The sequence below is a fragment of the Hymenobacter algoricola genome, assembly GCF_039539525.1.
Taxonomy (GTDB): Bacteria; Bacteroidota; Bacteroidia; order Cytophagales; family Hymenobacteraceae; genus Hymenobacter; species Hymenobacter algoricola.
Map to the genome: position 1 here is coordinate 56,133 of NZ_BAABDH010000035.1, position 22,068 is coordinate 78,200.

20 protein-coding genes are annotated in these 22,068 nt (G+C 61.5%); 10 read left to right on the forward strand and 10 right to left on the reverse strand.

Annotated elements, in window-relative coordinates; genetic code table 11:
• Nucleotides 1-3: 3 nt before the first annotated feature.
• The 4 genes from ABD842_RS09455 to ABD842_RS09470 form a co-directional block, all read right to left on the reverse strand.
• Nucleotides 4-612, reverse strand: coding sequence for a superoxide dismutase (locus ABD842_RS09455; protein WP_345112875.1), 609 nt, complete (start codon nt 610-612; stop codon nt 4-6).
• A 111-nt stretch (nt 613-723) separates the two neighbouring features.
• On the reverse strand, nt 724-1,170 hold the full coding sequence (locus ABD842_RS09460) for a nucleoside deaminase (protein ID WP_345112877.1): 447 nt from the start codon (nt 1,168-1,170) through the stop codon (nt 724-726).
• 149 nt (nt 1,171-1,319) lie between these two features.
• The gene (locus ABD842_RS09465; RefSeq protein ID WP_345112879.1) at nt 1,320-1,883 is read right to left on the reverse strand and encodes a hypothetical protein; all 564 of its coding nucleotides are present in this window, start codon (nt 1,881-1,883) and stop codon (nt 1,320-1,322) included.
• Nucleotides 1,884-2,010: 127 nt separating this feature from the next.
• Complete coding sequence (locus ABD842_RS09470) at nt 2,011-2,475, reverse strand: hypothetical protein (RefSeq protein ID WP_345112881.1); 465 nt, start codon at nt 2,473-2,475, stop codon at nt 2,011-2,013.
• Between the two features lie 428 nt (nt 2,476-2,903).
• On the opposite strand from ABD842_RS09470, the gene aspS reads away from it, so the two are divergent.
• Together aspS and ABD842_RS09480 are read left to right on the forward strand one after the other, a co-directional pair.
• Complete coding sequence (aspS, locus tag ABD842_RS09475; protein WP_345112883.1) at nt 2,904-4,670, forward strand: aspartate--tRNA ligase; 1,767 nt, start codon at nt 2,904-2,906, stop codon at nt 4,668-4,670.
• 105 nt (nt 4,671-4,775) lie between these two features.
• Nucleotides 4,776-5,360, forward strand: a complete 585-nt coding sequence (locus ABD842_RS09480; protein ID WP_345112885.1) for a transposase — start codon at nt 4,776-4,778, stop codon at nt 5,358-5,360.
• Between the two features lie 41 nt (nt 5,361-5,401).
• Here the strand turns inward: ABD842_RS09480 and ABD842_RS09485 are convergent, their stop codons facing one another.
• Nucleotides 5,402-6,400, reverse strand: a complete 999-nt coding sequence (locus ABD842_RS09485) for a hypothetical protein (protein WP_345112886.1) — start codon at nt 6,398-6,400, stop codon at nt 5,402-5,404.
• Nucleotides 6,401-6,484: 84 nt separating this feature from the next.
• On the opposite strand from ABD842_RS09485, the gene ABD842_RS09490 reads away from it, so the two are divergent.
• From ABD842_RS09490 to ABD842_RS09515, 6 genes are all read left to right on the forward strand, one after another.
• On the forward strand, nt 6,485-6,760 hold the full coding sequence (locus tag ABD842_RS09490; protein WP_345112888.1) for an autorepressor SdpR family transcription factor: 276 nt from the start codon (nt 6,485-6,487) through the stop codon (nt 6,758-6,760).
• Between the two features lie 18 nt (nt 6,761-6,778).
• On the forward strand, nt 6,779-7,444 hold the full coding sequence (locus ABD842_RS09495) for an SdpI family protein (protein ID WP_345112890.1): 666 nt from the start codon (nt 6,779-6,781) through the stop codon (nt 7,442-7,444).
• Nucleotides 7,445-7,626: 182 nt separating this feature from the next.
• The gene (locus ABD842_RS09500; RefSeq protein ID WP_345112892.1) at nt 7,627-10,713 is read left to right on the forward strand and encodes a sensor histidine kinase; all 3,087 of its coding nucleotides are present in this window, start codon (nt 7,627-7,629) and stop codon (nt 10,711-10,713) included.
• A 117-nt stretch (nt 10,714-10,830) separates the two neighbouring features.
• Nucleotides 10,831-11,490 (forward strand): response regulator, encoded by a 660-nt coding sequence (locus ABD842_RS09505; protein ID WP_345112894.1) that lies wholly within the window; start codon nt 10,831-10,833, stop codon nt 11,488-11,490.
• Between the two features lie 512 nt (nt 11,491-12,002).
• Nucleotides 12,003-12,797, forward strand: coding sequence for a 3'-5' exonuclease (locus tag ABD842_RS09510; RefSeq protein ID WP_345112896.1), 795 nt, complete (start codon nt 12,003-12,005; stop codon nt 12,795-12,797).
• Nucleotides 12,798-12,937: 140 nt separating this feature from the next.
• Nucleotides 12,938-14,254 (forward strand): OmpA family protein, encoded by a 1,317-nt coding sequence (locus ABD842_RS09515; protein WP_345112898.1) that lies wholly within the window; start codon nt 12,938-12,940, stop codon nt 14,252-14,254.
• A 92-nt stretch (nt 14,255-14,346) separates the two neighbouring features.
• Here ABD842_RS09515 and ABD842_RS09520 read toward each other — a convergent pair whose 3' ends face one another.
• The 5 genes from ABD842_RS09520 to nuoK form a co-directional block, all read right to left on the reverse strand.
• Nucleotides 14,347-15,741: an NADH-quinone oxidoreductase subunit N gene (locus ABD842_RS09520; protein WP_345112900.1), complete on the reverse strand. Its 1,395-nt coding sequence runs from the start codon at nt 15,739-15,741 to the stop codon at nt 14,347-14,349.
• A 171-nt stretch (nt 15,742-15,912) separates the two neighbouring features.
• Nucleotides 15,913-17,370 (reverse strand): complex I subunit 4 family protein, encoded by a 1,458-nt coding sequence (locus ABD842_RS09525; protein WP_345112902.1) that lies wholly within the window; start codon nt 17,368-17,370, stop codon nt 15,913-15,915.
• Between the two features lie 64 nt (nt 17,371-17,434).
• Nucleotides 17,435-17,926, reverse strand: a complete 492-nt coding sequence (locus tag ABD842_RS09530; protein ID WP_345112904.1) for a hypothetical protein — start codon at nt 17,924-17,926, stop codon at nt 17,435-17,437.
• Nucleotides 17,927-17,936: 10 nt separating this feature from the next.
• Nucleotides 17,937-19,880 (reverse strand): NADH-quinone oxidoreductase subunit L, encoded by a 1,944-nt coding sequence (gene nuoL, locus ABD842_RS09535; RefSeq protein WP_345112906.1) that lies wholly within the window; start codon nt 19,878-19,880, stop codon nt 17,937-17,939.
• Between the two features lie 124 nt (nt 19,881-20,004).
• Entirely contained in the window at nt 20,005-20,337 is a 333-nt protein-coding gene (gene nuoK, locus ABD842_RS09540; protein WP_100339108.1) for an NADH-quinone oxidoreductase subunit NuoK, read from the reverse strand.
• A 493-nt stretch (nt 20,338-20,830) separates the two neighbouring features.
• On the opposite strand from nuoK, the gene ABD842_RS09545 reads away from it, so the two are divergent.
• The gene (locus ABD842_RS09545; protein ID WP_135497251.1) at nt 20,831-21,394 is read left to right on the forward strand and encodes an RNA polymerase sigma factor; all 564 of its coding nucleotides are present in this window, start codon (nt 20,831-20,833) and stop codon (nt 21,392-21,394) included.
• A gap of 133 nt (nt 21,395-21,527) precedes the next feature.
• Nucleotides 21,528-21,917 carry a hypothetical protein gene (locus ABD842_RS09550; RefSeq protein WP_345112911.1) on the forward strand — a complete coding sequence of 130 codons (390 nt, stop codon included), beginning with the start codon at nt 21,528-21,530 and terminating at the stop codon, nt 21,915-21,917.
• Nucleotides 21,918-22,068: the final 151 nt, after the last annotated feature.

The window sequence follows — 22,068 nt, forward strand, 5'->3', positions numbered from 1 at the left end:
AGGCTACTTAGCCTCGCTGAAACGACGGTTTACTTCGTCCCAGTTGATGGCGTTGAAGAAGGCCGCAATGTAGTCGGGGCGGCGGTTCTGGTACTTCAGGTAGTAGGCGTGCTCCCACACGTCGAGGCCCAGCACCGGGGTGCCCTTGCAGCCGGTGTCGGGCATCAGCGGGTTGTCCTGGTTGGGCGTCGAGCAGATCTGCACCGAGCCGTCGGCCTGCTTGCAGAGCCAGGCCCAGCCGGAGCCGAAGCGGGTGGTAGCGGCTTTGGTAAATTCTTCCTTGAACTTCTCGTACGAGCCGAATGCCTTGGTAATGGCCTCGCCCACGGCGCCTGTCGGCTGGCCGCCACCGTTCGGGCCCAGGATGGTCCAGAACAGGGAGTGGTTCCAGTGGCCGCCACCGTTGTTGCGTACGGCCGCCGGGGCCGCCGCAATGTTTTGCAGCAGCTCTTCCAGGGACTTGCCTTCCAGGTCGGTGCCGGCAATGGCGTTGTTCAGGTTCGTAACGTAGGCCTGATGGTGCTTGGAATGGTGGATTTCCATCGTCTGCGCGTCGATGTGAGGCTCGAGGGCGCTGTAGTCGTAGAGCAGTTTGGGCAGTTCGAAAGCCATAAGCAGGGTTTTGGGGGTGAAGGGAAAGAAAAGCAGGTGCGGAATCAGGTTATAACCGGCAGAAAGCCCGCATGGTTGCACCCGATCCGCCGGGCAGCGCCCAAAAGTAGATTATTTCCGCTTTTGGGTGAAGAATTGCTGCATCAGCGCGGCGCACTCCTCCGCCAGGATGCCGGTGGCCAGCTCCGTGCGAGGGTGCAAAAGGTTGCCGTAGCGTCGGAAACCGCGTTTTTCCTCCGCCGCCCCGTACACCACCCGTTTCACCTGGGCCCAGAAACTGGCGCCCGCGCACATCACGCAGGGCTCCACGGTCACGTAGAGGGTGCAGTCGGCGAGGTACTTGTTGCCCACAAAATTGGCGGCCGCCGTCAGCGCCAGCATTTCGGCGTGGGCCGTCACGTCGCGCAGCTTCTCGGTCTGGTTGTAGGCCCGGGCAATGATCTGCTTGTCCATGACCACCACCGCCCCAATCGGAATTTCATCCTCCGCCAGTGCGTAGCGCGCCTGCTTCAGGGCCTGCTGCATGTACTGCTCGTCGGAATACAGGGAAAGAGTCATTTTTGGGGTCTTGGTTATTGGGGTCTTGGTTATTGGGGTCTTGGTTATTGGAGTCTTGGTTATTGGGGTCTTGGTTATTGGGGTCTTGGTTATTGGAGCCCTAGTTTTAGAGTCTTAGATACCAGAACGACATCCAAGCCCCCAAGTCCCTACTTCAGCACAATGCTTTTCATCACGGCCTGGGCGGTGGGCTGCCACTGGGCCTGCTCGTCGGCGGGCGCGTCGAAGGTGAAGACGAACAGCTGGTCGCCCTGAATGGCGTACTGCACCAGCTGGTACTTGCGGATGGGCGCCAGGTTGCTGCCGCGGCGCGTGTCGTTCACGGTCGACACAAACTCCAGCATTACGAAGTCGCGTTTGTTGACGGTGCGGATGTCCTCGGCCAGAAACTGCACTTTGGAGTACATGTTCTGAATGCTGGCCTTGTATATTTTCAGCAGCAGGGCGTAGTCCCGGTCGTTGAAGGTAGTCGGCTTCTGGGCCACGCTGAAATCGATCCGGCCGCTGGGGTCGGTGTACACCGCCAGCGGGCGGCGGGCGGCGGGGTACTTGACGGCAATGCCGTCGTCGGGCAGCGACATAAAGCCCTGGGGCACGCCCACGGACAAGGTTTTGGTAATGGCCGTCTTGGTGAGCCTGGGGCCGACGAAGGACGCCAGCGTGAGCAGCAACAGCAGGGCGGCGAGGCGAAAAAGCAGGGAGTTGGTTTTCATATTGCGGCGGCAAGGTACTACTAGACTCAGAACGGGACGGGCGGCCGGTCCGGGCAAACCGGCCGCGCCCCAAACAAAAACCTCCGAAACCGGGCGGGTTTCGGAGGCGGAAAGCGGGTGAGCGGGGTTAGCTGCGCTTTACCGACTTGGAAGGATACTTAATGCGGACTTTCTTCCAGTACACGTAGTTGCCGGTTTTGGCCTCTACCAGGTAGGTGCCGGCCGGAATGCGGCCCAGGTCCACGGGCTGGCCGGTGTTGTTGGCCGGGTCCAGCGTGGTGCTGTAGATAGACTTGTTCTTGTAGTCAGTCATGACCAGCGTGCCGGGCTTGGTAAACTGCTGGGTGAAGCTCAGAAAGATCGTGCCCGAGTTCGGGTCCGGAAATACGTCGATGCCCGACAGGGTTTCCACCCGCTTGATGGGGCCATTGAGGGTAACGGGCTCGGCGTTGGTGTTGGCCTTGGTTTTTACCATGGTGCCCGTCTGCTCCGACTTCGTCTTGGTTTTAACCTTGGTAGGGCTGGTTTGGGCCTGGGCGGCGGAGAAGGTAAACAGGGCAGCGGCGGCAGCCAGCAGAGCGGTACGTTTCATGTCAGGGAAGGTGAGGGAAGGCGGATAGTTCGGGGTCGGGAAGGCGTATTACATACTCCGTACCAAAAAACCGGGGCCCGGGTTGCCGCCGCCGTGGTAGCCCGGGCCTGGCCGCCGCTACTGCCTGCCGGGTAGCCTGCACCAGGACCTGAAGGACCCTTCATTTGACCATGTTGGTCATTCATACCACCGAAACGGACGCTCATTTGACCAAAACAGTCGTTCGTTTGACCAAAACGGTCTTCGTTACCGCTGTTTCGGGGGTAGCTACGACCAAATCAGTCATGGCGAAGATCAAAACAGCCTTAGCTAAGCGTATTTCGGTCTTCGGAAGGTTCGGGGCAGGGGCAAAACCACGTTTTGCGGCCTTTCCGACTTGTTTTTCTTGCCTACCTTCGCCGTAGTTACCGAACTCAGTGCTCTTTACCATGCTCAGAACGCACACCTGCGGCGAACTTCGCCCCGAACATATTGGCCAGACCGTCACGCTCACCGGCTGGGTGCAGCGCACCCGCGACGCGGGCGGCATCTCCTGGATTGTGCTGCGCGACCGGTACGGCCTCACCCAGCTGGCCCTCGAAGAAGGCGTGGAAAGTGCCGAAGTGCGCGAGCAGGCCCGCCATCTGGGCCGCGAGTACGTCATCAGCGTGACGGGCACCGTAGCCGAGCGCTACTCCAAAAACGACAAGATGCCCACCGGCGACATCGAAATCCGGGTGGCGAAGCTCGACGTGCTGAACCCGGCCAAGCTGCCGCCCTTCCTGATCGAGGACGAAACCGACGGCGGCGACGACCTGCGCATGAAGTACCGCTACCTGGATTTGCGCCGCAACCCGGTGCGCCAGAACCTGATGCTGCGCCACAAAATGGCCCAGGCCGTGCGCCGCTTCCTCGACGGCCAGGAGTTCATTGAGGTCGAAACGCCGGTGCTGATCAAAAGCACGCCCGAAGGCGCCCGCGACTTCGTGGTGCCCTCACGCATGAACCCCGGCGAGTTTTACGCCCTGCCCCAGTCGCCCCAGACCTTCAAGCAGCTGCTGATGGTGTCGGGCTTCGACCGCTACTTCCAGATCGTGAAGTGCTTCCGCGACGAAGACCTGCGCGCCGACCGCCAGCCCGAGTTCACCCAGATCGACTGCGAAATGGCCTTCGTGGAGCAGGAAGACATCCTGAACATGTTTGAGGGCCTGGTGCAATACCTGTTCCGGGAAGTGAAGGACGTGGAAATCGGGACGCTGCCCCGCATGACCTACGCCGACGCCATGCGGCGGTACGGCAACGACAAGCCCGACACGCGCTTCGAAATGAAGTTCGTGGAGCTCAATGACGTGGTGAAAGGCCAGGGCTTCCCGGTGTTCGACAGCGCCGAGCTGGTAGTGGGCATCAACGCCATTACCTGCGCCGCCTACACCCGCAAGCAGCTCGACGAGCTGACCGACTTCGTGAAAAAGCCCCAGGTGGGGGCTACCGGCCTGGTCTACGCCCGGGTAGAAGCCGACGGCAACGTGAAGTCGTCGGTCGACAAGTTCTACTCCCAGGAGGAGCTGCAGAAGTGGAGCGCGGCGCTGGGCGCCAACCCCGGCGACCTGCTGCTGCTGCTGGCCGGCCCGGCCGACAAAACCCGCAAGGCCCTGAGCGAGCTGCGCCTGGAAATGGGCCAACGCCTTGGTCTGCGCGATAAAAACGCCTTTTCCCCGCTGTGGGTGGTGGATTTTCCGCTGCTCGAATACCTGGAGGAGGAAGGCCGCTACTTTGCCATGCACCACCCGTTCACCTCGCCCAAGCCCGAGGACATGGCCCTGCTCGACAACCCCGCCACCATCGGGCAGGTGCGCGCCAACGCCTACGACATGGTGATAAACGGCGTGGAGGTGGGCGGCGGCTCCATCCGCATCCACGACCGGGCCGTGCAGGCCCGCATGTTCAGCCTGCTGGGCTTCAGTGATGAGGAAGCCAAGGCCCAGTTCGGCTTCCTGCTCGACGCCTTCGAGTACGGCGCCCCGCCCCACGGCGGCCTGGCCTTCGGCTTCGACCGGCTCTGCAGCCTCTTCGGCGGCGCCGACTCCATCCGCGACTTCATTGCCTTCCCCAAAAACAACTCCGGCCGCGACGTCATGATCGACTCGCCCTCGGTGATTTCCGGCGCTCAGCTCAAGGAACTGAGCATCGAAACGAAGGTGGTGGAGAAGAAGTAGATTGGCTGTAACGCGAAGTTCCACTTCGCGAAGCATCAGAACGACAACGTGGACACGATTTCGTTCTGATGCTTCGCGAAGTGGAACTTCGCGTTACATTCAGGTATGAACCCGCAGGACTACCGCCGCAATCTCCCTCACCTGCTGTCGCCGGGCGAAACAGTATTTGTTACGTTCCGATTAGCGGGCTCACTACCAGAAGCAGTAGTGGAGCAGCTGCGGGCAGAATTCAGCAGCGAAACAGCGAATGAAGAAGCTACCTACGTGCGGCAAAAGCGGTACTTCGGTAGGTTTGATGCGCTATTGGATGGCTCGGTCAGTGGTCCTACCTGGCTGCAACAGCCTATGATCGGGCGGCTGGTTGCCGACGCGCTCCACTTCTTCGATGGGCGGGCTTATACCCTGATCTGCTATTGCATCATGCCCAATCATGTGCATCTGGTCGCTGTGCTGCTGGAGGCGGAAGTATCTATGATGCGGGCTCTGCAATCCGTGAAGGCCCACACGGCCCGGGAGGCAAACCGGCTGCTGGGGCGTACCGGGCAGTTCTGGCACCGGGAAAGCTACGACCATGTAGTGCGGAGTGCCTCCGAAATGCAAAATGTCATTGCCTACGCACTGGAAAACCCGGTGCGGGCCGGCCTGACAGATTCGTGGCAGCAGTGGCCCTGTTCTTACTGGGCTGGCTGACGCAAAAGCGGCGACTGATGTACCAGGCGCCGCTTTTGCTTTTAGAGCAAGTGCTTAAGGGAACACTTTTTCGCCCTACGAATCAAGATACCCCTTTCGAGGTAGCGAAAATTACCCGTAAAATCTTGGAAGGAAGTGGCTCCGCCTTCAGAGCCCACCCGTTTTGCTTCCTCGTTAATAGTCAGCTTGCCAATACACTCGAATTTAGTGGCGCATGCCAGAAGGTCCTTATGACTGATGCAATTAGCGGCAAAGCCAATTCGCGGGCTTTGCGAACCGGGTATAGCAGGATGGCCCAACAGACTGCCGCTCAAGACTTGCTGCATAGTGGGCTTAATGACGCCAGTACAGCTGTGCAAGATGAAGCAGTATACGCAGCGGCCCCGGCTCTGCGATATGCGCAACAGGATGGTGATGCAGTCAATGCCATCGGGGATAAGCTGGAAAGTCAGCACGTCGCCTTCCTCAAAGACCAGCTTCTTTTGCGGCTGATGTGACTTGCGCCGCCGAATCCTGAGGTTGGGCTGATTGATATTTTTCCAGAACCGGTCAAGCACCTGCTGCCTTCTGCGGCCCTCAATCGGGCTGCCATCTTCCTCCGTTAGGTATCTGACAAAAGCGCCGCGTTGAATAGCGCGTTCAACCTGCGCCAATACCTGCGGGCTAAGCTCCCCGATTTCCCGGAGGGCCAGGGCGTAAGCGGTAATGAAAATCTCGTCGTCGAAGTCGTCATTACCGGCTTGCAGCTGCTCAATGGTGGCTTTTAGTTCGTCCAGCGGTCTGCCGGCATCATATAGCTCCATGAACGTGTAGTACACATCATGCGCCAGGTCACCGTCAATAATCTTGATGCCGTCGGTAGCCATTGCTTTTGTTGGCAATTTAGGAGTTGCCGGCTGCTTGCCGCCCTTCCAGATCGGACAGAACGTAGCTAAGGCTGGTTCAGTCCGCTGGCCGGCAAGATAGACGCTTCTCCCCCAACGAAGCTGCCCGGCTTCCGGCCGGAGCGCCCCGGCGGCACGTGCCGCACGGCTGCCCAAGCGGGAGAAGCTAAAATAATTTGCCCCGGGCGCTTGTGCTGATCAAAAGTAATTAGACATTTGTCTAAACACCGAAACGAAAAATTGAACGCCCTCTTCAAAGCCCTGAACGACCCCACCCGCCGCGCCATGCTGGAGCTGCTGCGGACCCGGCCCCTGACGGCCGGCGAAATAGCCGACCGGTTTACCATGTCCAAGCCCAGCATTTCCCACCACCTCGACCTGCTCCGCCAGGCCGACCTGGTGACCAGCGAAAAGCAGGGCCAGTTCGTCACCTACACGCTCAACATGACCGTGTTCGACGAAATCCTGGGCTGGCTGCTGCAGTTTAAAGCCTCCCCCGACAATCCTCCATCCTAGCTGCTTTTAACTCCTCCCATGAACTCGAAACCTTCCCTCTGGACTATGCTCACGATTGGGGCCCTGCTGGCGGCCCCGGCCTATCTGGCGCTGGTGTGGCCGCAGCTGCCCGCCCAGATTCCAACCCATTTTGATGCCGCCGGCCAGGCCAACGGCTTCACGGCCAAGGCTGATATCTGGCGCCTGTGCGTGGCGCTGCCGCTCGGCACGTTCGTGCTGCTGACCGCCCTGCCTTACCTCGACCCCAAAAAGCGGCTGAACAGCGGCCGCGTGAACTACCAGAAGCTGCGGCTGGCCCTCGTCGCTGGGATGAGCGGTCTGAGCGCCTACTGCCTCTACGTGAGCCTGCACCCGGGGGCAGCTACCCAGGGCGGCCTGACCATCCTGTTGGGAATGCTGTTCCTGGGGCTGGGCAACTACCTCACCACCGTGCAGCCCAACTACTTCGTGGTTATCCGCACGCCCTGGACGCTGGAAAGTCCGGTCGTCTGGGCCCGGACCAACCGGCTGGGCGGCCGCCTGTTTTTCCTGGCCGGGCTGGTGGGCGTGGGGCTGGGCTTCACCACGAAAGCGGAGCTGGGCAACACGATTATGGTGGGCCTGGTGATTGGGGCGGCGGCGGCGGCCTGGGCGTATTCTTATTTCGCTTACCGCCAGGAAGTAAGGGCCGCTGAGCTGACGTAGGCCCGGCCGCAGCAGGGTCGTAAGGCTGCCTCCACCCGGGGGCAGCCTTTTTGGTGGGGTCGGGCCCGGGTCCGGGCCAGCGGGGAATTGGGCAGTCGGCCGGAAATACCTACGTTGCAGCCCGAACCGACCGGGCCGCCGCGCCGGGCTGGTTTCGGGGTCAAGCGCAATCCGCTGAGCGTATGAGCTGTTCTTTCGTTGTCTGGCTGCGACTGGGAGTGCTGAGCTGGGTCTTGAGCCTGAGCAGTGGCAGCCACGCCCGGGCCCAGCCGGCGGCGGGGCCCACCTTCCGCACGCTGTCGAGTACCAATGGCCTGTCGGAAAACAGCGTGTACTGTCTGGCCCAGGACCGCCGCGGCTTCCTGTGGCTGGGCACCCAGGACGGCCTGAGCCGCTACGACGGCACCGGCTTCCGCATCTTCCGCAACGACCCCCAGCACCTGGGCAGCCTGAGCAGCAACTTCATCCGGGCCCTGGCCCCCGACCAGCAGGGAAATCTGTGGGTCGGTACCGGGGGGGGGGGGCTGTGCTGCTACAACCCGCTCACCGAACGCTTCCGTACTTTCCAGCAGCAGTCCGACACCCTTGGCAGCCTGATCGACAACTTCGTGTGGTCGGTGTTCTGCGACCGGCAGGGGCAGGTGTGGGTGGGGACTGAAACGGGGCTGCAGCGCTTCGACCCGCGCACGGGCCGCTTCCAGCTGTTCCGGCACCCGCTGGCGGGCCCCGTCAGCGCCCGGCGCAATTCCATCCGCACCATTGCCCAGGACCGCCGCGGGCGGCTGTGGGTGGGTACCGGCGAAGGGCGCCTCAGCTACCTGAACCCGACCACCGGGACGCTGGAGGCCGATGCCCGCTGGACGTCCGCGGCGGCCATCACCGCCCTGTGCCCCGACGCCCGCGGGGGGCTGTGGGTGGGCACCGAAACCGACGGCCTCGCCTACCTGCCCGGGCAGGGGCCGCCCCGCTTCTTCCGCGCCAATGCCGCGCTGCCCGATCAGCTGCCCGATAATGGCGTCAAGGCGGTGTGGCTCGATGCGCAGGGGCTGGTCTGGGTGGGCACCAGCAACGGGCTGGCTCGCTACCAGCCCGTCACGGCGACGTTCGTTACCTACCGCCACCAGCTGGCCGAGCCTCATTCGCTGGCCGATGACGTGGTGCTGGCATTGTTTCAGGACCGCTCCGGCCTGCTGTGGGCGGGCACCGAAGGCGGCGTCAGCAGCTTCGAGGCCCGTCCCGGCGCCTTCACCACGTACCCGCTCAGCGCCGGCCCCACCCCGGACCCGGTGTGGGCCGTGAGCGAAGATGCCCGCGGCTGGGTGTGGGTAGGCACCGAGAGTGAGGGCCTGATTGGGTACAACCCAGCTACCCGGCAGCGGGTGCAGTTTCGGCACAACCCGCAGGACCCCGGCAGCCTGAGTGAGGACTTTATCCGCGCCCTGTGCTTCGACCGGCAGGGACGCCTGTGGATCGGCACCCAAAGCCAGGGGCTCGACTGCCTGGAGCCCGGCGCCACCCGCTTCCGCCACTACCGCCACGACGCCGGCCGGCCGGCGTCGCTGAGTACCGACTTTATCCGCTCCGTGTCGCTCGACCGCCAGAACCGCCTGTGGGTGGGCACCGAGGCGGGGCTGAACCTGCTGGAGCCCGGCGCCACCGGCTTCACCATCTTCCGCCACGACCCGCGCGACCCGCGTAGCCTGAGCAACAACTTCGTGCGCGCCGTGTACCAGGACCGGCGCGGCACCGTGTGGGTGGGCACCGGCGACGGGCTCTGCCGCTACAACCCCGCCACCCGCCGCTTCGCCATCTTCCGCACCGACAACGGCAACCCGGCCAGCCTGAGCAGCAGCCGGGTGCGCTGCATTCTGGAAGACCACACCGGCCAGCTCTGGTTGGGAACCGAGGGCGGCGGGCTCTGCCGCTTCGACGGCGCCAGCCGCTTTGTCACGTTCCGGGAGCCCCAGGGCCTGCCCAACGATGTGGTCTACGGCATTCTGGAAGATGAGCACCACGATTTGTGGGTTTCCACCAACAAGGGCGTGGCCCGCTTCACTCCCCCCACGCGCCGGTTTCGCACCTTCGATGTGCGCGACGGCCTGCCCCACGACGAGTTCAATGCCGGCGCCTACTACCGGGGCGGCAGCGGCCGGCTGTACTTCGGCGGCATCAGAGGCCTGGTGAGCTTCCGGCCCGTCAGCGTCCCGGCTAATACCGTTCCGCCCCCGGTCGTGCTCACCGGTTTCCGCAAGTTCAACCAGCCCGTGGGCCTGGATACCAGCATCACCGAGCGGCGCAGCATCCGGCTGGCCCCGCGCGACTACTTTTTCTCCCTCGAGTTTGCGGCCCTCAACTTCCGCCAGCCCGACAAAAACCGCTACGCCTACCGGCTGGAAAACTTTGACCCCGACTGGGTGCAGGCCGGCACCCGGCACGAGGCCACCTACACCAACCTCGACCCGGGAACCTACACGTTTCGGGTGCGCGCCACCAACAACGACGGCGTGTGGAATTCGCGGGGCACATCCCTGGTCGTGGTCGTGCAGCCACCCTGGTACGGCACGTGGTGGTTTCGGATTCTGGCCAGCTGGGTGGTGCTGGCCCTGCTGTTTCTGGCCTATCAGCTGCGCATCCGGCAGGTGCTGGCCCTGGAGCGCGTGCGCCACGACATTGCCCGCGACCTGCACGACGACATGGGCTCCACGCTCAGCAGCATCTCCATCCTGAGCCAGATTGCCCGCAACCACCAGCGTCAGGAGCGGCCCGAGCAGGCGGCAGCCCTGCTGGAGCAGATCGGCGACAGCTCCCACCGCATGCTCGACGCCATGGACGACATCGTGTGGACCATCAACCCGGCCCACGACTCGCTGGAAGACGTGACGGCCCGTATGCGCAGCTTTGCCTCCGACGTGCTCGAAGCCCGGGGCATCGATCTGCACTTCCGCACGGATCCGTCGGTGGCAGGCCTGAAGCTGGATATGCGCGCCCGCCGGGAGTTTTTTCTGCTCTTCAAGGAAGCCGTGAACAACCTGGCCAAGTACGCCCGCTGCCGGCAGGCCACCATTGCCCTGACCTACGACCAGGCCCGCCTCACGCTGCTGGTGCAGGACGACGGCATTGGCTTCGACCCCACCGACCCGGCCCGGGGCGGGGGCAATGGTATGACCAACATGCGCACCCGCGCCGCCGTGCTGGCCGGGGAGCTGACCATCAGCTCCGTTCCCGGCCACGGCACCTCACTGCGCCTGAGTATTCCGCTGCCTGGCTAGGCGGCCGGCTGACCGCTTCCGCGGCGGTGGTCGGCACCAGGCATCACATCATTATGTAGCCGCAAAAAGCTGGTTCCTGCCGTATCTTAAAGCACTCTAACTCTCTGGCCCGGCTCCATGCGAACTCCCACCCGCGTCCTGATCTACGAAGACAACAACGACCTGCGCACCAGCCTGAGTCAGCTGCTGGCGGGCGCGCCGGGGCTGGAGCTGGTCGGGGCCCTGGGCAACTGCATGCAGGCCGCCGCCGACGTGCTGCGCCTGACTCCCGACGTTATTCTGATGGATATTGACATGCCCGGCATGACCGGCATAGAGGGCCTGCGCCGCATCAAGGCCATTGCGCCCAAGGTGAATGTGGTCATGCTCACGGTGTTCGAGGATAATGACCGGGTGTTTGAGGCTATCTGCGGCGGGGCCGACGGCTATCTGCTCAAAAAAACCTCGCCGGCCCGGCTGCTCGACGCCATTACGGAGGTGCGCCTGGGCGGCGCCCCGATGACGCCCGCCATTGCCCGGCAGGTGCTGCGGCTGTTTCCGCGTACCAAGGCGCCCGTGGCTGTGGCCGTAGCCGACGAATCGATGGGGACGCTCAGCGCCCGGGAGCAGGAAGTGCTGGCCCTGCTGGTGGAAGGCTACAGCTACAAGATGATTGCCGCCGACCGCGGTATCAGCATCGACACCGTTCGCTCCCATATCAAGAAGATCTACGAGAAGCTGCACGTGCGCTCCATGACCGAAGCCGTGTCCAAGGCCCTGCGACAGGGGCTCACGTAAGCTCCGGCCCGTATTCTCACATCATCGTGTGATTGTGCTGAGGGGAATAAAAACGCAACTTCAACCTGACCAATGACCCCGGCAACTCTGCTTCCGCAGACGGCATCCGGGGCCACTGGGTAGCCCGCCAAACGCCTGTCGCCATGTCGAAGTCACGCCGCCAATTGCTTTTGATGATGATGGGACTCTGGCTCACCGGCCGTCCGGCCCTGGCCTGAGCTCACTTCTTTCAGCGCGCCTGCTGTCCGCAATTCTGCCTCAGGCACTGAACCGCGGCATGCCCCGACAGGCAGACCGCCCGCCCCCGGCCCTGTAGACGGCCGGAAGCGGGCGGCTTTTTTTGGGGGGGGGGCACCCTTAAGGCTACGGGTTGAAAAAGCCGGTGTGGCAGCCGGCTGCGCAAGGTATGGCGCGGAACCTGGAACCGCCGGCGAAATTTCGGGCAAACCACCGCCTAACCGCCCGAATAGCCTATCTTCGGTATCCTACTACCGTTTCTTAGGCTTTCCACTATGCAGATCCTGCACAAGACTCCCCTCGACCAGCTCTTCGTGCTCGACATTGAAACCGTGCCCTGCGTGGGCTGCCACGATGACCTGAACGACATGCTGCGGCAGCTCTGGGAGCACAAGTGCCACGCCCTGCGCCGCGAAAAAGGCTGGTCCTCGTCGCGGGCCGACGTGGAGGCCATGCCCTCGGCCCTGGAAGCCGCCAGCCTCTTCGAGCAGGCCGGTATCTACGCCGAGTTTGGCCGGGTGGTGTGCATTTCGGTGGGCTGCTTCACGTTCGACAAGCAGGAGGAGCAGTGGCGCTTCCGGGTGAAAAGCTTTGCCGACCACGACGAGCCGACCATGCTGCGCGGGTTTTCGGCCCTGCTGGCCCGCAAGCCCGGCTTTCTGCTCTGCGCCCACAACGGCAAGGAGTTCGACTTCCCCTACCTGGGCCGTCGCCTGCTCATCAACGGGCTGCCGCTACCGCCCCAGCTCGACATTGCCGGCCGCAAGCCCTGGGAAGTAAACCATATCGACACGATGGAGCTCTGGAAGTTCGGCGACCGGAAATCCTACACTTCCCTGTCGCTGCTGGCGGCCATGTTCAACATCCCTACCCCCAAGGACGACATCACCGGGGCCGACGTGGCCCGGGTGTACTACACCGACAACGACCTGCCCCGCATTATCCACTACTGCCAGAAGGACATTATCACCACGGCCCGGCTGGTGCAGAAATTCCGTGGGGAGGAGCCCTTTCCTGACGACGCCGTTATCTACGCCGATACCGTTTACACCGCCCTGCGCCGCGTCTGACCCCCTGCTTTTTCAGAGCCAGTTTGCCACGCCCTTCCCACCCGAAGCCGGAAGAATCATCTATACCATAATCTTTATGTATTACTATTTAAATAAAAATTAGTATTATTATATAGGATAGCTAATTAAACCTCAAGCAGATGGAACAGAACTTGTTGGAAGAGGTCGAAACGTACTTCACGGAAGATGCCGTAAGTAAGGCCAGCGCAGTGGTGGGGGAAAGCCAGCAGAGAGTGGGAAAAGTGGTTGCCAGCATCATCCCCCTGGTTTTGAACGTGTTTATTGAGCGGGCTGAGCGGCCGGGCGGCATTGAGGCCCTGTGGCAGCTGACCCGGGAATCCACCACCCCAGGCCGGGCAGCCGGCCTGCTCACGGCTGAACAGCTCAGGCGGCGCACCGAGTTGATGCAGGGGCTGCTGGGCGAAGCCTACGGCACTACGGTGCGGCAGCTGGCTCAGGTCACTCAAGTAAAGCCCACCTCTGTGGAGACGCTGCTGAGCATGACGGCCCAGGCCGTGCTGCAAAGCCTGGGCAATGTTGCCCAGGAGCAGGCGCTGGACGCCAAGGCATTGTTTGCGTGGCTGGAACAGCAAAAGTCAGGTATCATGACGGCCGTGCTGCTGACTACCGGTACGGGGTTCCAGCCGGCCGCTGCCGCTTCAGCCGAACCGGTAGACGACCACCGGCCGGTGATGCCCGCTGTGCATTCCTGGGAGCCGGGGGCGGGGGGCGCGTATACTCCCCCGGCCTTGCCGACTACCCTTACCCCAACGATGCGGTGGGTGCTGCTGCTGCTGCTTTTGGTGGTTGGAGCCTGCCTGGAATATCTTTTCGTGCGCACCCGCTTCGACGGGCAGCCGGCGGCGGCCCGCGTTGTGCCAGCAAGTATGGTCGGCCGGTTGGCCGCCGAAGCCCGGTCGTCGCCTGGCCCCGGAGGTACCGAGGGGCGCTACGATGCCGCTACGGACCACTACATCTACGACCCCGGGCGCCCCGTTGCTTTGACGCTGGTTGACGGCACCACGCAAACCGTTGGAGTCAATTCTACCGAAAACCGGCTCTACTCTTTTCTGGCCGATGCCAGCGTGCAGGTCGATTCCATCAACCGTACGAAGGGCTGGATTAATTTTGACCGGGTGTATTTCGACACCAGAAAAGCTTCGCTTACCGATGAGTCGCGCAGCCAGCTGCGCAACGTGGCCCGCATCCTGAAAAGCTTCCCCGCCGCCCGGGTGAAAATCGGGGGCTACACCGATACCACCGGCAGCGTGCTGGCCAACCTCAAGCTCAGCGAAGCCCGGGCCAATACGGCTATGTCGGAGCTGGTGTCGATGGGCATTGCCCTAAATCGGGTGGAAGCCAAAGGCTACGGTGGCAAGCACGGCGTGGCCGATAATGCCACGCCCGTGGGCCGGGCCCTAAACCGGCGCATCAGCATCCGGGTAACCAGAAAGTGACTTGAGGCGTCCTCCAAGAATGAAAACAGCAAGAGCGACCCTGGGGCCGCTCTTGCTGTTTTCATCTCAACTGTTTCGTTTCCAAGTCAGGATCAGAGGACCTCACTGAACAGGCCCGGCAGCACGCCAAGCACGAACGTGAGCACGGCCAGCACCACCAGAATAAACGACTGGAACGGGCTGACCACGATGGGCTCGGTCAGGTCTTCCTCAGCCGGGCGCATGTACAGGGCAATGATGGGGCGCAGGTAGTAGTAAATGCTCACCATCGACATCAGCACGGCGAAAATAACCAGGCCGATATAGCCTTTGTCCACGGCCGCGCCGAAGAGGAAAAACTTGCCGAAGAAGCCGCCGGTGAGCGGAATGCCCGCCAACGACAGCATGGCTACGGTGAACACGAAAGCCAGCAGCGGGTTGGTTTTGGCCAGGCCGTTGAAGCTGGCGTAGTCCTCGCGCTGGCGCTGGTCGGCTACCAGCTTGAGCACTCCAAAAGCCGCCACAGTAGCTACCGAGTAAGCCAGGGAGTAGAAGAAGATGCCGTTGGCGGAAAGCTTGCCGTTCAGCGCCACCAGGCCGATAAACAGGTAGCCGGCGTGGGAAATGCTGGAGTAGGCCAGCATGCGCTTGATACTGGTCTGGGCTACCGCGCCCACGTTGCCGATGAGCAGCGTGAGCACCGTAATGGCCATGATGGTCGGAATCCAGAAGCTTTCGGCGGCTTGGAAGGCGACGATGAGCAGCTTGAAGAAGGCGGCGAAACCGGCGGTTTTCACCACCGTGCTCATGAAGGCGGTGAAGAAGGTAGGCGTGCCCTCGTACACGTCGGGCGTCCAGTAGTGGAAGGGCGCGGCCGACACCTTGAAGCTGATGCCGATAAACATCAGCAGCATGCCGATGTAGAGCATCGGGCGGAAGGTGGCGTTGGCGGGCTGCACCACGGCCCCGGCAATGTCGATGAGGCTGAACGCGCCGGTGGCGCCATACACGAGGGCAATGCCGAAGAGCAGGATGCCGGTGGCGAAGGAGCCCATCAGGAAGTACTTCAGCGCGGCCTCGTTGGAGCGCACGTTGCGCTTGTCGGAGCCGGCTACCACGTACATCGACACGCTCAGGATTTCGATGCCCACGAACAGCATCAGCAGGTTGTCGTAGCTCACCATCATGATGGCGCCCACGAGCGAGAAGAGCAGCAGCGAATAGTATTCGGCCAGGTTTTCCTCGCCGTCGCGCACGTATTTCTGGGAGAAGGGAATCAGCAGCAGCGTCGTGAGCACCACGATGCCGGTGAAGGCCACCGAGTACCGGTCGATGGTGAGCATGTTGCTGAAGTAGGACTGGGGAGCCGCGTTCCAGTCGAGCAGGTTGGCCCCGAAAACGAGGGCCAGGATGACCATGGCGGCGGGCAGCAGAATCTTGTTGGAGCGCAGAAAGCCCAGAAACAGATTGATGATGCCTAAGACGGAGAGCAGAATGATAGAAGTCATGTCGTGAGCCCCTCCCCCCGGCCCCCTCCCCTTTGGGAGAGGGGGAGCCAGACGAATGTGGGCGTTAGATTGGTACTACAACCCTCTCCCAAAGACTGCCGCAGGTCAGGCGGAGTAAGTCAGGAAAGGTAATCTAAGCCCCTCTCCCGCAGGGGAGGGGTTGGGGTGGGGCTAGCGGTTGACTATCGTCATGATCTGCAGGATGGCCGGCTCGGAGATGCGCAGGAACGTGCCGGGAAACAGGCCAATCCAGAACACGAGCACGATAAGCGGCACCAGTACGGCCAGCTCGGAGCCGGTCAGATCCTTGATAGTAGCGGTGAACTGGGTGTCGGGGCCGAGCATCACGCGCTGGAACATGCGCAGCAGGTACACCGCGCCCAGGATGATGGTCACGCCGGCTACGGCGCCCATCCAGTGGTTGTATTGGTATACGCCGCCGAGCAGCAGAAACTCACCCACGAAGCCGGCCGTGAGCGGCAGGGCCACGGTGCTGAGCAGCAGTACCAGGAATGTGACGGAGAGCAGGGGCGTATGCTTGGTCAGGCCGCCCAGCTCGGAGATGTCGCGGGTGCCGGTGCGGCGCTGGATGATGTCGGCAATGAAGAACATGCCGACCACGTTCACGCCGTGGGCCAGCATCTGAATGACTGCGCCCTGCATCCCGATCATGGTGAGCGAGAACACGCCGGCCGCCATCAGCCCGACGTGGGAGAGGGAGGAGTAGGCAATCAGGCGCTTCACGTCGCGCTGGCGGATGGCGATGATGGCCCCGTAGATGATGCCGATAATGCAGAGCACCATCACCAGCGGGCCCCAGTGGCTCACGCCCTTCGGCACGATAGGCAGCAGCCAGCGCAGGCAGCCGTAGATACCCATCTTGAGCATAATGCCTGAAAGCAGCATGGTGGCTGGCGTCGGCGACTCGGTGTAGGTGTCGGGCTGCCAGGTGTGGAAGGGGAAAATCGGCATCTTCACGGCGAAGGCGATGAAGATCAGCCAGAACACCCAGGCCTGCTGGTCGGAGCTGAGCGTGAGGTTGTAGAAGGCCAGGATGTCGGAGGAGCGGACGGCGCCGTTGAGGCCGGTCTGGAAGTAGAGGTACACGAAGGCGGCCAGCATGAAAAGCGAGCCGATGATGGTGTACAGGAAGAACTTGAAGGTGACGGCAATGCGGCGCTCCGAGCCCCAGACGCCGGCCAGGAAGTAAATCGGAATCAACGCCACTTCCCAGAAGAAGTAGAACAGAAACGCATCCAGCGACACGAATACGCCGATCAGGCCCGTCTGCATAAACAGGATCAGGGCGTAGAAGGCCGAGGCATTCTGGTACTCGTGGCGGAAGGAGGCCAGGATGATGAGCGGCACCAGAAACGCCGTCAGCAGCACCAGCACCAAACTCAGCCCGTCCATGCCGACGTGGAAGTTGATGCCCGCCGAGGCAATCCAGGGCACGTTGATTTCAGACTGCGACTGGGCGGTAATCTGGGAGGAGACGGCGGCGTACACCGCCACCGCGAATTCGACCAGCGCCGCGCCGAGGGCCATTACACGGGCCGCATTGCCTTTGGCAAAGTGCAGCAGCAGCGCCGCCGCGACGGGAAAGAGTAGGAGAAAGACAGTCAGCATGAGGAAAAGCAAATTTCACGCGAGCAGAAAAGCTGCGGACGCCGGGGAGTGGACCGAAAAGGCCTTAGTTTTTGTCGATGAGAATAACCTTGGGACCCGCTAACTGCTTTTGGCGTTCGGTAAACGGTATACCATTCGTCGTTACGAAGTCGGAAGCAGCTTGCTCGCTCAGGCTACCATCGGTAAACAGTTTCGCTTTTACCACTTTTCGGGCTACATCAATTGCCCGGAGGTGCAGCGTAGTTGGAAAAGAAATTTCCGTCTTGGCTCCGGAGCCCATGAAGACGAATTGCAGATACAGCGTTCTACCATCCGGATGAGAATCGCTAATGGTAGCAGGGTCCACGAACTCCATTTGCTTCACGGCAAACTGGCGCTTTCCATCCAGCGAATTAAGATAATACAGACACTGGGTATCCATAAGCTTGCACCCATCCTGCTCGATGAGGGCGTATTTTACCCCGTCCACTAGAATAGCATCTGCTTTTACTTCAACTTTCTGGGCAAAAGCAGTGCTAGTCAATAAGACGAAGCAGAGGATGAAAAATCCCTTCATAAATTAAGGTTTAAAGTCGCCCCAGGTTCAAAGCCAGAATCAGTACGATGCCGACGACCATCAGAATCAGGTAGAGGCCGACGTAGCCAGTTTGCACGTAGCGCAGCAGCTGCCCGCCGCCGAGCGTGACGCGGCCGAAGCCGTTCACTACCGGGTCGATGAGGCCCTGCTCCACGAAGCGGTACAGGCCCGTCGAGAGCCACATGACGGGGCGCACGAACAGGGCGTTATACAGCTCGTCGATGTAGTATTTGTGGTACACCAGGCTTTCGGGGGCCGAGCGTTGGGCGTCGTCCGCGGCCGGGCGCACCCCGCGGCTCACGTACTGCACGTAGGCCAGCAGGATGCCCAGCACGCCGGCGGCAACCGACAGGCCGATGAGCAGCAGCTCGGTGCCGTGGTCCAGCTCGCCGGCAAAGGCCTCGGGGTTGAGGCGCTGGGAGTAGGTGAAGAGCGGGGCGAGGTAGTCGGCCAGGTAGTGCTTGCCGCCCAGGAACATCGGCGCGCCCATGAAGCCGCCCACGGCCGCCAGGATGGCCAGCACAATCAGCGGCAGCGTCATGCTGGCCGGCGACTCGTGCAGGTGGTGCTTCTGCTCCTCGGTGCCGCGGAACTCGCCGAAGAAAGTCAGGAACAGCAGGCGGAACATGTAGAAGGCCGTCAGGAAAGCCGTGAGCAGGCCCAGGCCCCAGAGAATCTTATTGTGCTGGAAGACGTGCTCCAGGATTTCGTCTTTGGAGAAGAAGCCCGAAAACGGCGGGATGCCCGAAATGGCGAGGCAGCCAATCAGAAAGGTCAGGAATGTAATCGGCAGGGCTTTGCGCAGGCCGCCCATGCGGCGAATGTCCTGCTCGTTGCTCATGGCGTGAATCACCGAGCCCGCGCCCAGGAACATCAGCGCCTTGAAGAAAGCGTGGGTCAGGACGTGGAACAGGGAAGTGCTGTAGCCCATAACGCCCAGGGCCAGGAACATGTAGCCGAGCTGCGACACCGTGGAGTAGGCCAGCACCTTCTTGATGTCGTTCTGGGCCAGGCCGATGGTGGCGGCAAACAGGGCGGTGATGCCGCCAATCCAGGCAATGACGCTCAGCGTGTCGGGGGCCAGGGTGAAGAGCACGTTGGCGCGCAGCACCATGTAGATACCGGCCGTGACCATCGTGGCGGCGTGAATCAGGGCCGAAACCGGGGTAGGGCCGGCCATGGCGTCGGGCAGCCAGGTGTAGAGCGGCAGCTGGGCCGACTTACCCATCGCGCCCACAAACAGCAGCAGCGTAATGGCCGTCAGCACGCCCGTCCCGATCTGCATCGTCGAGGCTTTCTGGAACACCTCGGCGTACTGCACCGAGTCGAAGGTGAGGTAGATCAGGAAGATGCCCAGCAGGAAGCCCAGGTCGCCGACGCGGTTGATGATGAAGGCTTTCTTGGCGGCGTTGTTGTTGGCGTGGTCCTTATTCCAGAACCCGATGAGCAGGTAGGAGCACAGCCCCACGCCTTCCCAGCCGATGAACAGAATCACGAAGTTGGCGCCCAGCACCAGCACCAGCATGCTGAACACGAACAGGTTCAGGAAGGCGAAGAACTTGCCCACGTTTTCGTCGTGGTGCATGTAGCCGATGCTATAGACGTGAATCAGGAAGCCTACGCCCGTGACCAGCAGCAGCATAATGAGGCTGAGCTGGTCGATCTGGTAGGAAAAGGGAATCTGCATTGAGCCGACCGAAATCCAGTCGAACAGGTGCACCGTGTACTGGTACTGAAAGGTGCTGAACAGGTACACCGAAATCAGGAACGAGCCCAGCACCGTGAGGCTACCAATGGCCCCGGCCACCGTGCCGGAAAGCTTCTTGTTGAGCAGCCCGTTGAGCAGGAAACCCAGGAACGGCAGCAGCGGAATCAGGACGTACAGCAGCGTGGAGTAAGGGGCGCTGGCCGCGGGGATTACAGTTTCTTGCATAGAGAGTATGCTGGAACCCCTCCCCAACCCCTCCCCAAAAGGGAGGGGCTCTAGTTTTAGAATCTAACGAAGTAGAAGGCTAGAACTAAAGCCCCTCCCTTTTGGGGAGGGGTTGGGGGAGGGGTTACCACTTAAGGCGGTTAAGCAGATTGACGTCGGTGTTCTGGAAGTTGCGGTAGATCATCACGATGATGCCCAGCCCGACGGATACTTCGGCGGCGGCTACGGCCATGATGAAAAACACGAAAATCTGGCCGTTGGGGTCGGAGCGGTAGGCCGAGAAGGCCGTCAGCAGCACGTTCACCGCGTTGAGCATCAGCTCGACGCACATGAAGATGATGATGGCATTGCGCCGGGTAAGCACGCCCGTAACACCGATGGCAAATAGCGCCGTGGCGAAGTAGATGTAGTACTCCAGCGGGACGGTGCGGATGACTTCCGGAATGGTCTGTTCCATGCAGTGGGGTCAGCGGACAAGGCAAAGCCCGGCTGAAGCGCAGCCGGGGTGAATTAGCTGGCAAAGGTAGCCAGACAATCGGGAAAACCACAGGGAAAAGTACAGTGGTTCCCGGCTGGTTGCTGTCGGCCGAAATCAGAAGGAATGGCGCAAAAATCGGTGGTGCGACCCTCACTACGGGGTGCCAGCTGAAGTAGCTTGAGCCGTCAGTATTCTTTGTCTGTCATCCTGAGCAGCGCGAAGGAACTTCCTCAGACCTTCCTAAAAGCGTCGCTCAACGTACAAACCCCTTCATCGTGCTGGTAGTAAAGGGTTTTGTGCATTGAAATAAGTTTGCAGAGATGCAGAGGCAGGTCCTTCACTCCGCTTCGCTGCGTTCAGGATGACAGACGGGGTTTAAGAATTTCTGCTGCCGATAAAGTAATTTTCCGCCTGCTGCGTCTGCTTGTTCAGAATGGAAGCACTTGCATTAAACGCCTTACCCCTAGGCTCGATGAGAGGACAGGACCAGCAGATTCAAGCCGCCGTGCAGGAACAGCGCGGCCGGCTGCTGGCCTTCATCCGCCGCCGCGTGCCCGACCCGGCCGACGCCGAGGATATCCTGCAGGATGTGTTCGGGGAGCTGGTCGAAAGCTACCGGATGCTCAAGCCCGTGGAAAAAGTGGCCTCCTGGCTGTTCCGCGTGGCCCGCAACCGCATCACCGATCTCTACCGCAAGAAGAAGACGGCCTCGCTGGAGGAGGAAATGCTCCGCTACGCCGACGACAACGAGGAAGGCGCCCTGCTGCTGGCCGACGTGCTGCCCGCCGCCGACGATGCCCCCGAAAACCGGCTGCTGCGCGAAACCCTCATGGAAGCCCTGGCCGAAGCGTTGGATGAGCTGCCCAAAAACCAGCGCGACGTTTTCGTCTGGCACGAACTGGAAGGCAAGACCTTCAAGGAACTGGCCGCCGAAACCGGCGTGCCGCTCAAAACCCTGATTTCGCGCAAGCACTACGCCGTGCAGCACCTGCGCCAACGCCTGCAAGTCTTGTACAACAACCTGTTCACGGACTAACTCAATGGGCTAATGATTAATGTGCTCATGTGCTGTTCAAAAGTCGCCGAAAACAAACGGGTACTGAATTTCAACAACGCACAAAAGAGCACACTAGCAGATCAGCACATTTCCACATCAGCACATTAAACTCATGAACCGTACCCTCTGGCCGCTTCGCGTCCTCAAATTCATTCTCCTCGGCCTGCTGTTCGTCGCCGTCATGGGCTTCGTCACGATGCGCCTGTGGAACTGGCTCGTCCCCGATCTTTTCAACGGCCCGGTCCTCACCTTCTGGCAGACCATCGGCCTGCTGCTGCTCACCCGCCTGCTCACCGGCTTCCGCGGCGGTGGGAGCCGGCCCGGCTTCAGCCGCAAGTGGCAGCAGCACAAAAACGACTGGAAGCAGCAGATGGAATCCCGCCTGGCCGGCATGACGCCGGAGGAGCAGGAGCAGTTCCGCCAGAAGATGCGCACCAGCTGCAGCCCGCCCTGGATGCGGCGGCAGCCCGCCGAAACGGCGTTTAACGCCCCGGCTGAGTAAAACGAGAAGCGGCTCCTGAGGAATCAGGAGCCGCTTCTCGTTTTACTGTCTTATAGCAGTTTCATAACTGGCGTACACCTTTCCGGGGCGGGTTCGTAAGCTAGTACATGCGCGCCTATTCCTTGGACTTACGTGAGAAAATCGCCGCTGC

Excerpts from the sequence above, each read along its gene's own strand:
- ABD842_RS09455 (WP_345112875.1), bottom strand. The coding sequence starts at position 612 with ATGGCTTTCGAACTGCCCAAACTGCTCTACGACTACAGCGCCCTCGAG.
- ABD842_RS09460 (WP_345112877.1), bottom strand. The coding sequence starts at position 1,170 with ATGACTCTTTCCCTGTATTCCGACGAGCAGTACATGCAGCAGGCCCTG.
- ABD842_RS09465 (WP_345112879.1), bottom strand. The coding sequence starts at position 1,883 with ATGAAAACCAACTCCCTGCTTTTTCGCCTCGCCGCCCTGCTGTTGCTG.
- ABD842_RS09470 (WP_345112881.1), bottom strand. The coding sequence starts at position 2,475 with ATGAAACGTACCGCTCTGCTGGCTGCCGCCGCTGCCCTGTTTACCTTC.
- aspS (WP_345112883.1), top strand. The coding sequence starts at position 2,904 with ATGCTCAGAACGCACACCTGCGGCGAACTTCGCCCCGAACATATTGGC.
- ABD842_RS09480 (WP_345112885.1), top strand. The coding sequence starts at position 4,776 with ATGAACCCGCAGGACTACCGCCGCAATCTCCCTCACCTGCTGTCGCCG.
- ABD842_RS09495 (WP_345112890.1), top strand. The coding sequence starts at position 6,779 with ATGAACTCGAAACCTTCCCTCTGGACTATGCTCACGATTGGGGCCCTG.
- ABD842_RS09500 (WP_345112892.1), top strand. The coding sequence starts at position 7,627 with ATGAGCTGTTCTTTCGTTGTCTGGCTGCGACTGGGAGTGCTGAGCTGG.
- ABD842_RS09505 (WP_345112894.1), top strand. The coding sequence starts at position 10,831 with ATGCGAACTCCCACCCGCGTCCTGATCTACGAAGACAACAACGACCTG.
- ABD842_RS09510 (WP_345112896.1), top strand. The coding sequence starts at position 12,003 with ATGCAGATCCTGCACAAGACTCCCCTCGACCAGCTCTTCGTGCTCGAC.
- ABD842_RS09515 (WP_345112898.1), top strand. The coding sequence starts at position 12,938 with ATGGAACAGAACTTGTTGGAAGAGGTCGAAACGTACTTCACGGAAGAT.
- ABD842_RS09520 (WP_345112900.1), bottom strand. The coding sequence starts at position 15,741 with ATGACTTCTATCATTCTGCTCTCCGTCTTAGGCATCATCAATCTGTTT.
- ABD842_RS09525 (WP_345112902.1), bottom strand. The coding sequence starts at position 17,370 with ATGCTGACTGTCTTTCTCCTACTCTTTCCCGTCGCGGCGGCGCTGCTG.
- ABD842_RS09530 (WP_345112904.1), bottom strand. The coding sequence starts at position 17,926 with ATGAAGGGATTTTTCATCCTCTGCTTCGTCTTATTGACTAGCACTGCT.
- nuoL (WP_345112906.1), bottom strand. The coding sequence starts at position 19,880 with ATGCAAGAAACTGTAATCCCCGCGGCCAGCGCCCCTTACTCCACGCTG.
- nuoK (WP_100339108.1), bottom strand. The coding sequence starts at position 20,337 with ATGGAACAGACCATTCCGGAAGTCATCCGCACCGTCCCGCTGGAGTAC.
- ABD842_RS09545 (WP_135497251.1), top strand. The coding sequence starts at position 20,831 with ATGAGAGGACAGGACCAGCAGATTCAAGCCGCCGTGCAGGAACAGCGC.
- ABD842_RS09550 (WP_345112911.1), top strand. The coding sequence starts at position 21,528 with ATGAACCGTACCCTCTGGCCGCTTCGCGTCCTCAAATTCATTCTCCTC.